At 63.0% G+C, this 13,595-nt stretch carries 12 protein-coding genes; 2 read left to right on the top strand and 10 right to left on the bottom strand.

The features are described 5' to 3' along the window. Positions 1-166: 166 nt before the first annotated feature. The 9 genes from panC to dksA form a co-directional block, all read right to left on the bottom strand. Entirely contained in the window at positions 167-1,030 is an 864-nt protein-coding gene (gene panC, locus ACZ889_RS00300; protein ID WP_070096296.1) for a pantoate--beta-alanine ligase, read from the bottom strand. Continuing rightward, a complete protein-coding gene (panB, locus tag ACZ889_RS00295; RefSeq protein WP_003249992.1) occupies positions 1,027-1,827 on the bottom strand; it encodes a 3-methyl-2-oxobutanoate hydroxymethyltransferase in 801 nt (266 codons plus the stop codon). The genes panC and panB overlap by 4 nt, the downstream gene beginning before the upstream one ends. A gap of 262 nt (positions 1,828-2,089) precedes the next feature. Continuing rightward, positions 2,090-2,569: a 2-amino-4-hydroxy-6-hydroxymethyldihydropteridine diphosphokinase gene (gene folK / locus ACZ889_RS00290; RefSeq protein WP_070096297.1), complete on the bottom strand. Its 480-nt coding sequence runs from the start codon at positions 2,567-2,569 to the stop codon at positions 2,090-2,092. Next, complete coding sequence (locus tag ACZ889_RS00285; RefSeq protein ID WP_070096298.1) at positions 2,566-3,948, bottom strand: polynucleotide adenylyltransferase PcnB; 1,383 nt, start codon at positions 3,946-3,948, stop codon at positions 2,566-2,568. Before ACZ889_RS00285 ends, folK begins: the two co-directional genes overlap by 4 nt. A 969-nt stretch (positions 3,949-4,917) precedes the next feature. After that, positions 4,918-6,360: a sigma-54-dependent transcriptional regulator gene (locus ACZ889_RS00280; protein ID WP_014754467.1), complete on the bottom strand. Its 1,443-nt coding sequence runs from the start codon at positions 6,358-6,360 to the stop codon at positions 4,918-4,920. A gap of 4 nt (positions 6,361-6,364) precedes the next feature. Beyond that, positions 6,365-9,340 carry a sensor histidine kinase gene (locus ACZ889_RS00275; RefSeq protein ID WP_012053738.1) on the bottom strand — a complete coding sequence of 992 codons (2,976 nt, stop codon included), beginning with the start codon at positions 9,338-9,340 and terminating at the stop codon, positions 6,365-6,367. Continuing rightward, the gene (locus ACZ889_RS00270) at positions 9,324-9,500 is read right to left on the bottom strand and encodes a hypothetical protein (RefSeq protein WP_003250005.1); all 177 of its coding nucleotides are present in this window, start codon (positions 9,498-9,500) and stop codon (positions 9,324-9,326) included. The genes ACZ889_RS00275 and ACZ889_RS00270 overlap by 17 nt, the downstream gene beginning before the upstream one ends. Before the next feature lie 233 nt (positions 9,501-9,733). Continuing rightward, complete coding sequence (gluQRS, locus tag ACZ889_RS00265) at positions 9,734-10,621, bottom strand: tRNA glutamyl-Q(34) synthetase GluQRS (protein ID WP_180690089.1); 888 nt, start codon at positions 10,619-10,621, stop codon at positions 9,734-9,736. Positions 10,622-10,684: 63 nt separating this feature from the next. Then, positions 10,685-11,131, bottom strand: a complete 447-nt coding sequence (gene dksA, locus ACZ889_RS00260) for an RNA polymerase-binding protein DksA (protein ID WP_003250009.1) — start codon at positions 11,129-11,131, stop codon at positions 10,685-10,687. A gap of 210 nt (positions 11,132-11,341) precedes the next feature. Here dksA and ACZ889_RS00255 point away from each other — a divergent pair, with 210 nt between their 5' ends. Together ACZ889_RS00255 and sfsA are read left to right on the top strand one after the other, a co-directional pair. After that, positions 11,342-12,514 carry a pyridoxal phosphate-dependent aminotransferase gene (locus ACZ889_RS00255; RefSeq protein ID WP_180689235.1) on the top strand — a complete coding sequence of 391 codons (1,173 nt, stop codon included), beginning with the start codon at positions 11,342-11,344 and terminating at the stop codon, positions 12,512-12,514. Continuing rightward, the gene (sfsA, locus tag ACZ889_RS00250) at positions 12,514-13,227 is read left to right on the top strand and encodes a DNA/RNA nuclease SfsA (RefSeq protein WP_003250012.1); all 714 of its coding nucleotides are present in this window, start codon (positions 12,514-12,516) and stop codon (positions 13,225-13,227) included. The genes ACZ889_RS00255 and sfsA overlap by 1 nt, the downstream gene beginning before the upstream one ends. On the opposite strand, the gene ACZ889_RS00245 is transcribed toward sfsA, so the two are convergent. Further along, a complete protein-coding gene (locus tag ACZ889_RS00245) occupies positions 13,217-13,534 on the bottom strand; it encodes a Rieske (2Fe-2S) protein (RefSeq protein WP_182375387.1) in 318 nt (105 codons plus the stop codon). The two genes, sfsA and ACZ889_RS00245, sit on opposite strands and share 11 nt — an antisense overlap. Positions 13,535-13,595: the final 61 nt, after the last annotated feature.

Below are 13,595 nucleotides of genomic sequence, written 5' to 3'. Positions count from 1 at the left end.
CAGTCGTTGCCGGGTTCAGGCTGGCACCATTATAGGCAAAGGCCACGTGCTGGGAATGGGTATGGCAGGGGGATTTTGGTGGGGCATTGCAAGCAAGCCCGCCCCTACAGGTAAACGTGCAGGAGCGGGCTTGCCCGCGAATGGGCTGCAAGGCAGCCCAAGACCGTTATGCGGTCTTCTCTTCCAAATGCAGGTAGAGGTTGTCGATCAACCGTGTGTTACCCAGGTAAGCCGCCGCAATCACCACCAGGTCTCGATCATCGATCACTGCCGGGCGCAAGCTTACGGCATGGCGTACTTCCAGGTAATCCGGGCGGAAACCCGCTGCGCTCAGTTGCGCCTGGCCTTCAGCGACCAGCGCGGCAAAATCCCGCTGGCCACGGCCGATGCCCGCTGCAATGTGCTGCAGTGTGCGGTACAGCGCTGGCGCAGCAGTACGCTGCTCTGGCGTGAGGTAGCCATTGCGCGACGACAGCGCCAAGCCATCTTCGGCACGCACGGTGGGTTCGCCGATGATCTGGATCGGCATGTTCAGGTCGCGCACCATGGCGCGGATCACCGCCAACTGCTGATAGTCCTTCTCGCCGAACACGGCAAGGTCTGGCTGGACCATGTTGAACAGCTTGTTGACCACGGTGGCCACGCCCTCGAAATGCCCAGGCCGGCTGGCGCCGCACAGGCCTTCGGAAAGCCGGGGCACGCTGACGCGTGTTTGCACGCTCATGCCGTCGGGGTACATCTCTTCCACCGTGGGCGCGAACAGCAGGTTGCAGCCGGCCTGCACCAGGCGCTCCTGGTCGGCTGCCAGGGTGCGTGGGTATTTGTCGAGGTCTTCGTTGGCGCCGAACTGCAGCGGGTTGACGAAGATACTGGCGACCACGAAGTCGGCGCGCTGGGCAGCCTTGGTCACCAAGGCTGCATGGCCGCTGTGCAGGTTGCCCATGGTCGGCACGAAACCGATGCGTTTGCCCTCACCGCGCGCGCGGGCCACTGCCGCGCGCAGTTCGCGGACGGTCTTGACTGTATTCATGCACTGAACCCGTGTTCGCTGCCTGGGAAACTGACTTGCTTGACTGCCTCGACGTAAGCGACGAGGGCGCTATGGATATCCGGTTGGCCCTGCATGAAGTTCTTCACGAACTTCGGTACCCGGCCGCTCAGCGACAGGCCGAGCATGTCGTGCAGTACCAGTACCTGGCCATCGGTGGCGCTGCCGGCGCCAATGCCGATTACCGGGATGCCAACGGCATTGGTGATTTCCGCCGCCAGTTCGCTGGGTACGCACTCGAGCAGCAGCATGGCCGCACCGGCCTGTTCCAGGGCAATGGCGTCGGCGCGCATCTGCCGGGCCTGGGCCTCCTGGCGGCCCTGCACTTTGTAGCCGCCCAGCACGTTGACGGTTTGCGGGGTCAGGCCCATGTGCGCGCACACCGGCACACCACGCTCGGCCAGCAAGCGGATGGTTTCGGCCAGCCAGGCTGCGCCTTCGATCTTGACCATGTGGGCGCCGGCCTGCATCAGTGTGGCGCTGTTGGCAAAGGCCTGCTCCGGCGTGGCGTGGGCCATGAACGGCAGGTCGGTGAGGATCAGCGCGCCGTCGTTGCCGCGTTTGACGCTGGCGGTGTGGTAGGCCATCTCCGCCGTGGTGACCGGCAAGGTGCTGTCGTGGCCCTGCAGGACCATCCCCAGCGAGTCGCCCACCAGCAACACTTCAACGCCGGCCTGGCTGGCGGCCTTGGCGAAGGTCGCGTCGTAGCAGGTCAGCATGGTGATTTTTTCACCCTTGGCCTTGAGGCCGTTAAGGGTGGTAAGGGTTACTTCAGGCATGTAGGAAATTCCTCGTTCAGGCGCTGTAAAAAACGACTGCATTCAACGCGTGTAGTCATCTTCCGGAGCGGCACATCATCGCGCGTGATGTTCGGGCACAGGTCCGTCCGGGCCTAAATACGGGTATGCGGCACTTTGGTGCCACACGGGACGCCTATAGTCGTGAGCGAGGTGGGGGAAGTCAATCACCCTGTTACCGCATTGTTACGATCAGGGTGTTACTGGCGTTACCGAGGTGGCAATGCAGGCTGGAACGCCCGGTCTACAGGCGTTCCAGGCCGACGAACGGGCATTCGTCGAGCAGTTGCGCGAGGGCGCGACCATCGGCCAGGCGGAAATCCTCCGGTACCAGTTCGGCCAACGGATACAGCACGAACGGGCGGGCATGCATGTGGTAATGCGGCACTTTCAAGCGTGGCTGGTCGAGCATCTGGTCACCGAACAGCAGGATGTCCAGGTCCAGCGTGCGTGGGCCCCAGCGCTCTTTGCGCACGCGGCCCTGGTCGTTTTCGATGGCCTGCAGCGCATCGAGCAATGCCAGTGGTGCCAGGGCGGTGTCCAGGGCGGCGACAGCATTGGTGTAGCGCGGTTGGCCGGGCAGCAGCGAATCGCTGGTGTACAGGGCCGAGGCGGCTACCAGGCGCGTGGCTTCGACCTGGTCCAGCGCCTGCAAGGCGCTACGCAGCTGCTCGGCAGGTGCGTCCAGGTTGCTGCCCAGACCTACGTAGGCGCGAATGGTCACTCGAACGCCTCGTCGCCACTGCGCTTGCGTTTGCTGCCGCTGCGCTTGCGCTTGCGCGGGCCGGCACTTTCGTCACGGCTACCAAGCTCGCGGATCATCTCGCGGCGCTCGCTGTCGTTTGCCTCCTGGTAATCGGTCCACCACTGGCCCAGGTCGTCGGTTTCTTCCCCGGCGCTTTCACGCAGCAGCAGGAAGTCGTAACCGGCGCGGAAACGCGGGTTGTCCAGCAGCATGTCGGCGCGCTTGCCGCTGCGGCGTGGCAGGCGCTCCTGCATGTCCCAGATCTCGCGGATCGGCAGGGTGAAACGCTTGGGGATGGCAATGCGCGCGCACTGCTCGGCGATCAGGTCGTGGGCTGCACCGTTCATGGCCGGGATCGGCGGCACGCCCTGGTTCTGCAGGTGCAGCACACGGGCCGGCAGGGCTGGCCAGAGCAGAGCAGCAAACAGGAAGGCTGGCGTCACTGGCTTGCCCTGCTTCACGCGCAGGTCGGTGTTGTTCAGTGCCTGGCTGATCAGCGTGTGGGTGTAGGTTGGCCGCTCATCCAGCGCGTGGGCACTGGCCGGGAACAGCGGTTCGAACAACTCCAGGTCAACCAGCATTTCGAAGGCGATGGCACCTTGGCCACTGAGGAACAGCTTGAGGCATTCCTCGAACAGGCGCGCGGGTGGAATCTCGCGCAGCATCGGGGCCAGACCGCGAATCGGCAGGTAAGTGTGCTTTTCGATGCCAAAGTCGAGCTTGGCGGCAAAGCGCACCGCGCGCAGCATGCGCACCGGGTCTTCCTGGTAGCGGTGGGTCGGGTCTCCGATCAGCCGCAGCAGGCGGTTGCGCACGTCGTGCACACCGTTGGCGTAATCGAGAATGCGCTCGCTGACCGGATCGTAGTACAGGGCGTTGATGGTGAAGTCGCGGCGTTGCGCGTCCTCTTCCAGGGTGCCGTACACGTTGTCTCGCAGAATGCGGCCACTGGCGTTATGCGACGAACGGTGGGCATCGCCCTGGTCGTCCTCGGAGTGGTGGGCGCGGAAGGTGGCGACTTCAATGATCTCACGGCCGAAATGCACATGGACCAATTTGAAGCGACGACCAATGATGCGGGCGTTGCGGAACTCGGCACGGACCTGTTCGGGGGTGGCGCTGGTGGCGACGTCGAAGTCCTTCGGCGTGATGCCCAGCATCAGGTCGCGGACACAGCCACCGACCAGGTAAGCCTGGTAGCCGGCGCTTTGCAGCCGCTCCACGATGTTCACCGCATGACGGCTGAACTGGTGGCGCTGCAGCGAGTGCTGGCTCTTGTTGATCACCTCGGGCGTGGTGCGCCTGTGGTGCGGGCCCGGTACGGGCGGGCGGAAAGACTGGAACAGCTTCTTCAGCATGGGATGCACTGTGTGAAGGAATGTTCGGCCAAGAATAGGAGAATGGCCGCATGATGGGCGGGGATTCTAGCATTTACTCGGGGAATGGTGTAGGCGGGTAGCAGGATGCCTGCCAGAAGGGTAGAAAACGACAAGGGGAGCCTAAGCTCCCCAAGAAGTCGTTGCGTGCTCTTATTGTTTTTTTGCTGGGCTTCTTGTTTTTGTTGAGTGCCCTGCCCACAAATCTCGAAACTTGTGGACGACCCCCAAACCGGGGGTAAAGAGCAAACGGATTGCTTTGGCCGCTGATGACACGTTGATCTGTCGATCCAACCAGTTCAGGCGCTGCTTTTAGTGCAGTTTTTGTTGTTCTCTGCCTGGTTGTGGGGCAAGCCCCAAACACGCATCCTCTCCAAAAGAATCAGTTAGCTGCGCCTCCGCCATCTTGTTTTTATTGTGCGTGAGCCGTTTCGTCTTGTTCTTATTCTGAGTTGCAGTGCTTGTTATTGTTCTTGTACCAAACATATAGCAGGTGCCGTGCCAACTTTTCAAAACTCAGTAAAATCAAGGGCTTGAGCGGGTTCTGCAATTTTTGGCAGGTCGAAAATGTCGCAATTTCGTTACCGTACGCCTCGGGGACTGTTACGGCGGAAAGCTTGGGTAACAGATTTTTACGGGAGGTGAGGTGTTACCTGGGGTGTTCGCCGTGACACGTTCAGCGCCTGTGAGACCGCGCGCCGCCCGCGCGGCGCTTCGCGGCTAAAGCCGCTCCTACATGTGTTCGGGCCAATTTTTTCTGTGGGATTTGCGCGCGAATGCCTTGGCGCATGGCTCGAGATTGCGTCGTACAACAAGGTGGTCGCGCGCGCGTGGCACAGGAGGGACTGGCCCGAAACAAATGTAGGCGCGGCTTTAGCCGCGAAGCGCCGCGCGGGCGGCGCTCGATCTCACCGACGCCGCATAGGCTGCGGCGTACGGTGCGCAGGTGGGTTATTCGCTGGTAGCGTTGCTCTTGCGCCGTGGGATGCCCAGGCGCTGGCGGCGTTCCCACAGGCACTTGCGGCTGACGCCGAGCTTGCGTGCCAGTTCGGTCTCGGTCATGTGGTCCTGGTGTTCAAGCACGAAGTGCTGGAAATAGTCTTCCAGCGACAGGTCTTCGGTCGGCTCGTGGCTGGCATTGCCCGCGTTGGCCACCACCAGGGCATTGTCGAGGAGGTCATCCTCTTCCAGGTCGCTCAGCTCGATGTCGATGCCCAGCAGCTCGGCGGAAATTTCTGCGCTCTCGCTGAGGATCACCGCGCGCTCCACGGCGTTTTCCAGTTCTCGCACGTTACCGGGCCAGCTGTAGTGACGAATGGCTTGCTCGGCCTCGGCCGAGAAGTGCAGGTCGTCGCGGCCGATGCGAGCGCTCTGGCGGGCGAGGAAGACGTTGGCGATCTCGTTGACGTCGCTGCCACGCTCGCGCAGGGCCGGCAGCTTCAGGGCGATGACGTGCAGTCGGTAATACAAGTCTTCACGGAACTGGCCGGCCTTGGCCAGGTTCTTCAGGTCACGGTGGGTCGCGGCGATCAGGCGCACATCGACCTTTTGCGACTGCACCGAACCTACCCGGCGTATCTCGCCTTCCTGCAGCACACGCAGCAGGCGAGCCTGGGCTTCGAGCGGCAGTTCGCCAATTTCATCGAGGAACAGCGTACCGCCATCGGCGGCCTCCACCAAGCCGGCGCGCCCGGCGCTTGCGCCGGTGAACGCGCCTTTTTCGTGGCCGAACAGCTCGGATTCGATCAGCGTTTCGGGGATGGCCGCGCAGTTCACCGAGATCATCGGTGCCTTGGCCCGGCGAGACAGGTTGTGCAGGGCGCGGGCCACCAGCTCTTTACCGGTGCCGGACTCGCCCTGGATCAGCACATTGGAGTCGGTAGGCGCGACTTTGCGGATCTTGCTGTACATGTCCTGCATGGGCTGGCACGAGCCGATGATGCCGATTTCGCCATTGGCCGTTGCCGCGCTGCCTTTGTCGGGCGCTGTAGCCTTGCCATTGCTGGCGCGTGGCTCGGCAGGCGGTGCAGCAGCGGGGGCGTTCTGCCGGTCACGCAGAATACGCGCTACGGCCTGCAGCATCTCGTCATGGTCGAAGGGCTTGGCGATGTAGTCCACCGCGCCCATTTTCATCGAGTCCACCGCTGAGCGCAGGCTGGCGTAACTGGTCATGATCAGCACCGGGGTGCCCTGGCCGAGCTTGATCAGCTCGGTGCCAGGCGCGCCTGGCAGGCGCAGGTCGCTGACGATGAGGTCGAAAGTGGCAATGCTGAAGCGTTCCTGGGCTTCCTGCACCGAGCCGGCCTCGCTGACCTGGTACTGGTTCCGCTCAAGCAGGCGACGCAGGGCCGAGCGGATGATGGTTTCGTCTTCGACGATCAGAATGTGCGGCATTGATTCAATTCTCTCGACGGTCTCGAATTTCAGGGGACGTCGCTACGACATGCCGGGGCAGGGTCACGCGGATCCGGGTGCCACGTTGCCGTTCGATATCGGCCGGGCTGTCGATGGTGATTTGCCCATAATGCTCTTCCACGATGGAATAGACCAGAGCGAGCCCCAGTCCGGTTCCTTCGCCCGGGTCCTTGGTGGTGAAGAAGGGTTCGAACAGGCGGTCCATGATGTTCTTCGGAATCCCGCTGCCTTCGTCTTCGACGATCAGGTCGACGGTGTGCTCGTTAACCTCGCTGCGCACGCGCACGGCGCTACCGGGCGGCGAGGCATCGCGGGCGTTGGAGAGCAGGTTGATCAGCACCTGGGCCAGGCGCTGCGGGTCACCTTCGGCCCAATGGTCCGGGTCGCAAAGGTTGAAGAACTGTACTTCGAAATTGCGCCGGTTCAACGCCAGCAGACCGATGGCGTCTTGTGCCACTTCGGCCAGGCACACCGGTTCCTCGCTGTTCTGGTGGCTGCCGCCAGCATGGGCGAAGCTCATCAGCGACTGGACGATGCGCGATACGCGCTTGGTCTGGTCCAGGATCTGGCTGGACAACTCGATGATTTCGCCATCGCCTTCGCGTTCCTCGCGCAGGTTTTGCGCCAGGCAGGCGATGCCGGTGATCGGGTTGCCGATCTCGTGTGCCACGCCGGCGGCCAGGCGGCCGATACTGGCCAGGCGTTCGGAGTGCACCAGCTTGTCTTCCAGTGCCTGGGTTTCGGTAAGGTCCTCCACCAGCAATACCAGCCCGCTGTTACCGGGTGCCAGTGGCTCGTCAATGGCTGCCTTGTGCAGGTTCAGCCAGCGTGGCTGGCCGTCCAGCGCCAGGCGCTGCTTGTGCAGGTGCTCGTCGGGCACGTTGATGAAGCCTTGCAGCAGGCCGCGCCAAGGCTCGTCGATGGTGACCAGGCGCGAGCCGACCACATGCTTGGCGGCGATGCCGGTGAGCTCTTCCATGGCCTTGTTCCACATCAGGATTTCCTGGTCCTTGGCCAGTGAGCAGACGCCCATGGGCAATTCCTGCAGGGTCTGGCGATGGTAGCGGCGCAAGGCATCGAGTTCGGCCGCCAGCCCGGTCAGGCGCGAGTGGTAGTCTTCCAGGCGGCTTTCGATGAAGTGGATGTCTTCGGTCACGTAGTTTTCGTTACCGGACTTGTACGGCAGGAAAGTCTCGACCATGTCCTGGGCGACGCTCGGCCCCATCAGGCCGGACAAGTTGGCTTCGATGCGGTCGCGCAGGCGGCGCAGGGCATAGGGGCGGCGTTCGTCGAACGGCAGGTAGAGGTCGCGCAGTGCTTGCTCGACTTCCTTTTGTGCGGCCTTGGCGCCCAGCGGCTTGGCCAGCTGGGTGGCGAATTCCTGCGGCGAGGCGGCGTGCAACTCGCGGCGCTGCGGGCGGCGCACGTTATCCACGGCACAGGCTTCGGCCGCGCTGACCTCTTCGGTGCTGGCGTTTGTGAACAATGAGATCAGGGTGAACAGCAGCACGTTGGCCGCCAGCGAGGCGATGGCTGCCATGTGCCAGCTGGTATCGTCCAGCACATAGATCATGTCCAGCAGCGGGATGTAGAAGCCCTGCAAGTTGCCGAGAAGCGGCAGCAGCATGGTCACCATCCACACCAGGGTGCCGGCCAGCAGCCCGGCGATGAAACCGCGGCGGTTGGCGGTTGGCCAGTAGAGTACCGACAGCACCCCGGGCAGGAACTGCAAGGTGGCGACGAACGCAACGATGCCCAGGTTGGCCAGGCTCTGGTGGTAGTTCTGGCTCAGGTAGAACATGAAGCCGGCGGTGATGATGGCGACGATCAGTGCACGGCGGGTCCACTTCAGCCAACGGTAGATGTTGCCCTCGGCCGGCGGCTGGTAAAGCGGCAGCACCAGGTGGTTCAGGGCCATGCCCGACAGCGCCAGGGTGGTGACGATGATCAGGCCGCTGGCTGCCGACAGGCCGCCAATGTAGGCCAGCAGTGCCAATGCCTGGTTGTTGGCGGCGATGCCCAGGCCCAGGGTGAAGTACTCGGGGTTGGTGCTGGCGCCCAGGCGCAGGCCGGCCCACAGCACCAGCGGCACGGCAAGGCTCATCAGCAGCAGGAACAGCGGCAGGCCCCAGCTGGCGCTGACCAGCGAGCGCGGGTTGAGGTTTTCGGTAAAGGCCATGTGGTACATGTGCGGCATGACGATGGCCGAGGCGAAGAACACCAGCAGCAGGGTGCGCCATGGGCCTTCCTGCAGGGGTGTGTGCAGGGCGGCGAGGGCGGTCTGGTTCTGCAGCAGCCAGACTTCCAGCTCGTGCGGGCCGCCGAATACGCCATACAAGGCATACAGGCCGATACCGCCCAGGGCCAGCAGCTTGATCACCGACTCGAAGGCGATGGCGAATACCAACCCCTCATGTTTCTCGCGCGTGGCGATGTGCCGCGAGCCGAAGAAGATGGTGAACAGAATGATCAGCGTGCAAAAGGCAAAGGCCACCCGGGCCTTGACCGGTTCACCGGTAAGGATGCTGATCGAATCGGCCACCGCCTGGATCTGCAAGGCCAGCAATGGCAGCACGCCAATCAGCATGATGATGGTGGTCAAGGCCCCGGCCCAGGTACTGCGGAAGCGGAAGGCCAGCAGGTCGGCCAGCGATGACAGCTGATAGGTGCGGGTGATCTTGAGGATCGGGTAGAGCAGCACCGGCGCCAGCAGGAATGCGCCAGACACCCCCAGGTAACAGGCAAGGAAACCGTAGCCGTACTGGTAGGCCAGGCCAACCGAGCCATAGAAGGCCCAGGCGCTGGCGTAGACGCCCAGCGACAGGGTGTAGGTAAGTGGGTGGCGAATGATCGAACGCGGGATCAGCCCGCGCTCGCTGATCCAGGCCACGCCGAACAGCACCATGAGGTACCCGGCGCTGATCAGGATCATCTGGGTCAGGCTAAAGCTCATCGGCATCTCTTTGGCTCTGCAGGATGAAGGTGACGACGATCAGGATCAGCCAGAGCAGGTAGGGGCGGTACCAGGCTCCGGTCGGTTCGATCCACCAGTCCATGATGGCCGGGGAGAACAGGTAGATCCCCACGACCAGAAGCAGGACCAAACGATAGATGTACATGCTGGCCTCGATGGTTGGGCGCTGCGGGCTTGAACTTATTATTGGCGCAAATGGCAGGGGGGATGCTAGCGGGAATCCACAGCGTTCGCCAAGGGTTTGAATTTACTGGGCTTTTGTTTTTGAGAGGTGGAATGAATGTGCCGGCCTCTTCGCGGGTGAACCCGCTCCTACAGGTAAAGCGTTGCTTCTAGGTTTGTGGGAGCGGGCGCGCCCGCGAAGAGGCCGGTAAAGGTTCAGCGCAGATCAGCCTCTGGCACCGTGGTCCGCTGCGCGATCGCATCCGGCCGCCATTGCGTGCGCGCGACTGCCAGCACCTCTGCCGGTGTCGCCAACAGCAGTTCCGGGTCTGTCTCCTGCCCCAGCGCCCGCAATGCCCGCAGCAGCAGGGGGGTAGCATGCTCCGCCTGCAGTGGCGGCGAACGGTACGACTTGCCCAGCTTGTGCCCATCCGGCTGCACGATCAGCGGAATATGCAGGTAACGCGGCTGTGAGAAGCCCAGCAGTTCCTGCAGGTACAGCTGGCGCGGGGTGTTGTCGAGCAGGTCGGCGCCACGCACGATGTCGGTAACACCCTGCCAGGCATCGTCCAGCACCACGGCCAGCTGGTAGGCGTACAACCCGTCACGACGCTGGATGACGAAATCGCCCACCTCACGCCCCAGGTGTTGCTGGTACTCACCCTGCACTCGGTCGGTAAAGCGGTAGATCAGCTCTGGCACCCGCAAGCGGATTGCCGCCCCTTCACGTGCATGCCCGGCATTACGGCAAAAGCCCGGGTAGATGCCGTTGTAGCGTTCCAGCTGCTTGCGCGAGCAGGTGCATGCATACGCCAGGCCCATGTTGAACAGGCGGTCTACCACGGCAGCATAGGCATCGTGGCGCTGGCTTTGGAATACCACCTCGCCATCCCAGTGCAGGCCGTAACGTTCCAGCGTCTGGAGGATGGCATCGCGGGCGCCGGGCATTTCCCGGGGCGGGTCGGTGTCTTCCATGCGCAGCAGCCAGCGGCCGTTGACGGCGCGGGCATCAAGCCAGGAGGCGAGGGCGGCGACCAGCGAGCCGAAGTGCAGGAAGCCGCTGGGGGTGGGGGCGAAGCGCCCGATGTAGCTGGAGTCGGTCATGGTCAGGCTGGGCATATAAATGAAACGGGGCGCATGATGCGCCCCGTTCAGGTGGAAGAAAGATCAGCCTTTGCCGACCGTTTTTTCCTTTTTCTCGGCAATTTCCTTGCAGTCGAAGCACAGGTCGGCGGTTGGGCGGGCTTCCAGGCGGCGCAAGCCGATCTCGATGCCGCACGACTCGCACCAGCCGTACTCTTCGTCCTGAATCTTCTGCAGGGTTTTATCGATTTTCTTGATCAGCTTGCGCTCGCGGTCGCGGTTGCGCAGTTCGAGGGCGAATTCCTCTTCCTGGGATGCGCGGTCTGCGGGATCTGCAAAGTTGGCTGCTTCTTCTTTCATATGGTCAACGGTCTTGTCGACGCCGACCATCAGCTCTTGCTTCCAGCCAGTGAGGATCTTGGTGAAGTGCTTGCGCATGGGCTCACCCATGTACTCCTCACCCTTGGTCTCCTGATAGGGTGCAACCCCATAAAGATTCTGGTTGGCTTTTTGCTTTTCTAGGGTGGACATGAATAGACCGCCTCTCACTCATCTGATCCAATGCGCAGGATGCTCCATCTCCGGCGACCGCCGGCCCTGCGACTGCGAGCCGCCGAACTTACCAGATAGATCGGGGGTGCGCTACCCCGCCCGATCCTGCTAATTGACACTGGCCTGAGCGGTACGTTCGGTGGTGTGCAGAGGTAGAATCTCCAGTTTAGACCCAATTGAGAGAAGGTCATGGCCCAACCCTACAGTGCGCGCAGCCGCGCCATCGAACCTTTCCACGTCATGGCGCTGCTGGCCCGTGCCAACGAGCTGCAGGCGGCCGGGCACGACGTGATCCACCTGGAAATCGGCGAGCCGGACTTCACCACGGCCGCACCCATCGTTGCGGCCGGCCAGGCCGCGCTGGCCGCCGGGCACACGCGCTACACCGCTGCACGCGGTCTGCCGGCACTGCGTGAGGCAATTGCCGGCTTTTATGGGCAGCGCTATGGCCTGAACATCGACCCGGAACGCATCCTTATTACCCCAGGTGGCTCCGGCGCGCTGCTGCTGGCCAGCAGCCTGCTGGTGGACCCGGGCAAGCACTGGCTGCTGGCCGATCCGGGTTACCCGTGCAATCGCCACTTCCTGCGCCTGGTCGAGGGCGGGGCCCAATTGGTACCGGTGGGCCCGGATGTGAACTACCAGCTGACTGCCGACCTGGTTGAGCGCTACTGGGACAAGGATACCGTCGGTACCCTGGTTGCTTCGCCGGCAAACCCGACCGGTACCGTGCTGGGGCGCGAAGCGTTGGCCTGCCTGGCCAAATCCACCCATGAGCGGCATGGCCATCTGGTCGTGGACGAGATCTACCACGGCCTCACCTATGGCATGGACGCGCCGAGCGTGCTGGAAGTCGACGACTCAGCATTCGTCCTGAATAGTTTTTCCAAGTATTTCGGCATGACCGGTTGGCGCCTTGGCTGGCTGGTGGCCCCGCCCGGTGCGGTCGCCGACCTGGAGAAACTGGCGCAGAACCTGTACATCAGTGCGCCAAGCATGGCCCAGCATGCCGCGCTGGCGTGTTTCCAGCCCGAGGCGCTGGCCATTTTCGAAGAGCGCCGCGCCGAATTCGCCCGCCGTCGCGACTACCTGCTGCCCGCCCTGCGTGAACTGGGCTTCCGCATTGCCGTCGAGCCGCAAGGCGCGTTCTACCTGTATGCCGATATCAGCGCTTTTGGCGGGGACGCGTTCGGATTCTGCCGACACTTCCTGGAAACCGAGCACGTGGCGTTCACGCCGGGCCTGGACTTCGGTCGCCACCTGGCCGGGCACCATGTGCGCTTCGCTTATACCCAGAGCCTGCCGCGCCTGGAAGAAGCGGTGCAGCGTATTGCCCGTGGCCTGCAGAGCTGGCAAGGCTGATGCGTTTCTCTCCTTCACTCGAGCAGGGCCGCCTGTTGCGTCGCTACAAGCGCTTTCTGGCCGATATCGAACTGGCCAGCGGCGAGCAGATGACTATCCACTGCCCGAATACCGGCTCCATGCTCAACTGCATGCGTGAAGGTGGGCAGGTGTGGTTCAGCCGCTCCAACGACCCCAAGCGCAAGCTGCCAGGGACCTGGGAAATCAGCGAAACCCCCCAGGGGCGGTTGGCCTGCGTGAATACCGGGCGGGCCAATGCGTTGGTCGAAGAGGCCCTGCGCGCCGGCACAATCACTGAACTGGCCGGTTTCACTGCACTCAAGCGCGAAGTGGCCTATGGCGAGGAAGGCAGCCGTATCGACTTTCGCCTGGAATTCGAGGGAGCTCCGGCCTATATCGAGGTCAAGAGTGTGACGCTGGGCTACCCCGACACTGCAGTAGCGGCCTTCCCTGATGCGGTGACTCAACGCGGTGCGAAACACCTGCGCGAGCTGGCAAAGCTGGCCCGGCAGGGCGTGCGGGCCGTGCAGCTGTATTGCGTGAACCTGACCGGTATCGACGCTGTGCGCCCGGCTGAAGAAATCGATACGGCCTACGCCCAGGCGCTGCGCGCTGCCGTAGCGGACGGGGTGGAGGTGCTGGCCTATGGCACTCGGCTGGACGCCGAGGGTATCGTCATCGATCGCCGCTTGCCGGTGCTGCTTACCCCTTGAACCAGATGCCCTGGCTGTCTTCGTGGCAGCCCAGGGGCTGCAGCTGCTCACCCTCACAGGGGCCTGCCACGCATTCGCCGCTTTCTATCAGGAACAGCGCACCGTGATGGGCGCAGTGGATGAGGCTGGCGCTGTCATCCAGAAACGCGTCCTCTGCCCAGTTCAGCGGGATGTCCCGGTGTGGGCAGCGGTTGCGGTACAGGTACACCTGGCCATGGCGACGCACGCCGAACAGTTCGAGGCCGTCTACGCTGAAGGCGCGGCTTTGGCCCTCGGCCAGGCCGAGGGATGGACAAAGGAAGTGCATGGCAAGGATGACCCGTGAAACACGTGATGGCTTGACGCTCCAATGCGAATAATTATCAAAT

The organism is Pseudomonas sp. TE3895 (assembly GCF_056278855.1).
Note: the sequence above shows the minus strand (reverse complement) of the source record. Positions and strands in the feature narration are given on the sequence as shown.

What these genes read in the sequence shown, in the direction of transcription:
- panC (WP_070096296.1), bottom strand. Translation starts at nt 1,030, where the DNA reads ATGAATACAGTCAAGACCGTCCGCGAACTGCGCGCGGCAGTGGCCCGC.
- ACZ889_RS00245 (WP_182375387.1), bottom strand. Translation starts at nt 13,534, where the DNA reads ATGCACTTCCTTTGTCCATCCCTCGGCCTGGCCGAGGGCCAAAGCCGC.
- dksA (WP_003250009.1), bottom strand. Translation starts at nt 11,131, where the DNA reads ATGTCCACCCTAGAAAAGCAAAAAGCCAACCAGAATCTTTATGGGGTT.
- ACZ889_RS00270 (WP_003250005.1), bottom strand. Translation starts at nt 9,500, where the DNA reads ATGTACATCTATCGTTTGGTCCTGCTTCTGGTCGTGGGGATCTACCTG.
- ACZ889_RS00280 (WP_014754467.1), bottom strand. Translation starts at nt 6,360, where the DNA reads ATGCCGCACATTCTGATCGTCGAAGACGAAACCATCATCCGCTCGGCC.
- sfsA (WP_003250012.1), top strand. Translation starts at nt 12,514, where the DNA reads ATGCGTTTCTCTCCTTCACTCGAGCAGGGCCGCCTGTTGCGTCGCTAC.
- ACZ889_RS00255 (WP_180689235.1), top strand. Translation starts at nt 11,342, where the DNA reads ATGGCCCAACCCTACAGTGCGCGCAGCCGCGCCATCGAACCTTTCCAC.
- panB (WP_003249992.1), bottom strand. Translation starts at nt 1,827, where the DNA reads ATGCCTGAAGTAACCCTTACCACCCTTAACGGCCTCAAGGCCAAGGGT.
- ACZ889_RS00275 (WP_012053738.1), bottom strand. Translation starts at nt 9,340, where the DNA reads ATGCCGATGAGCTTTAGCCTGACCCAGATGATCCTGATCAGCGCCGGG.
- ACZ889_RS00285 (WP_070096298.1), bottom strand. Translation starts at nt 3,948, where the DNA reads ATGCTGAAGAAGCTGTTCCAGTCTTTCCGCCCGCCCGTACCGGGCCCG.
- gluQRS (WP_180690089.1), bottom strand. Translation starts at nt 10,621, where the DNA reads ATGACCGACTCCAGCTACATCGGGCGCTTCGCCCCCACCCCCAGCGGC.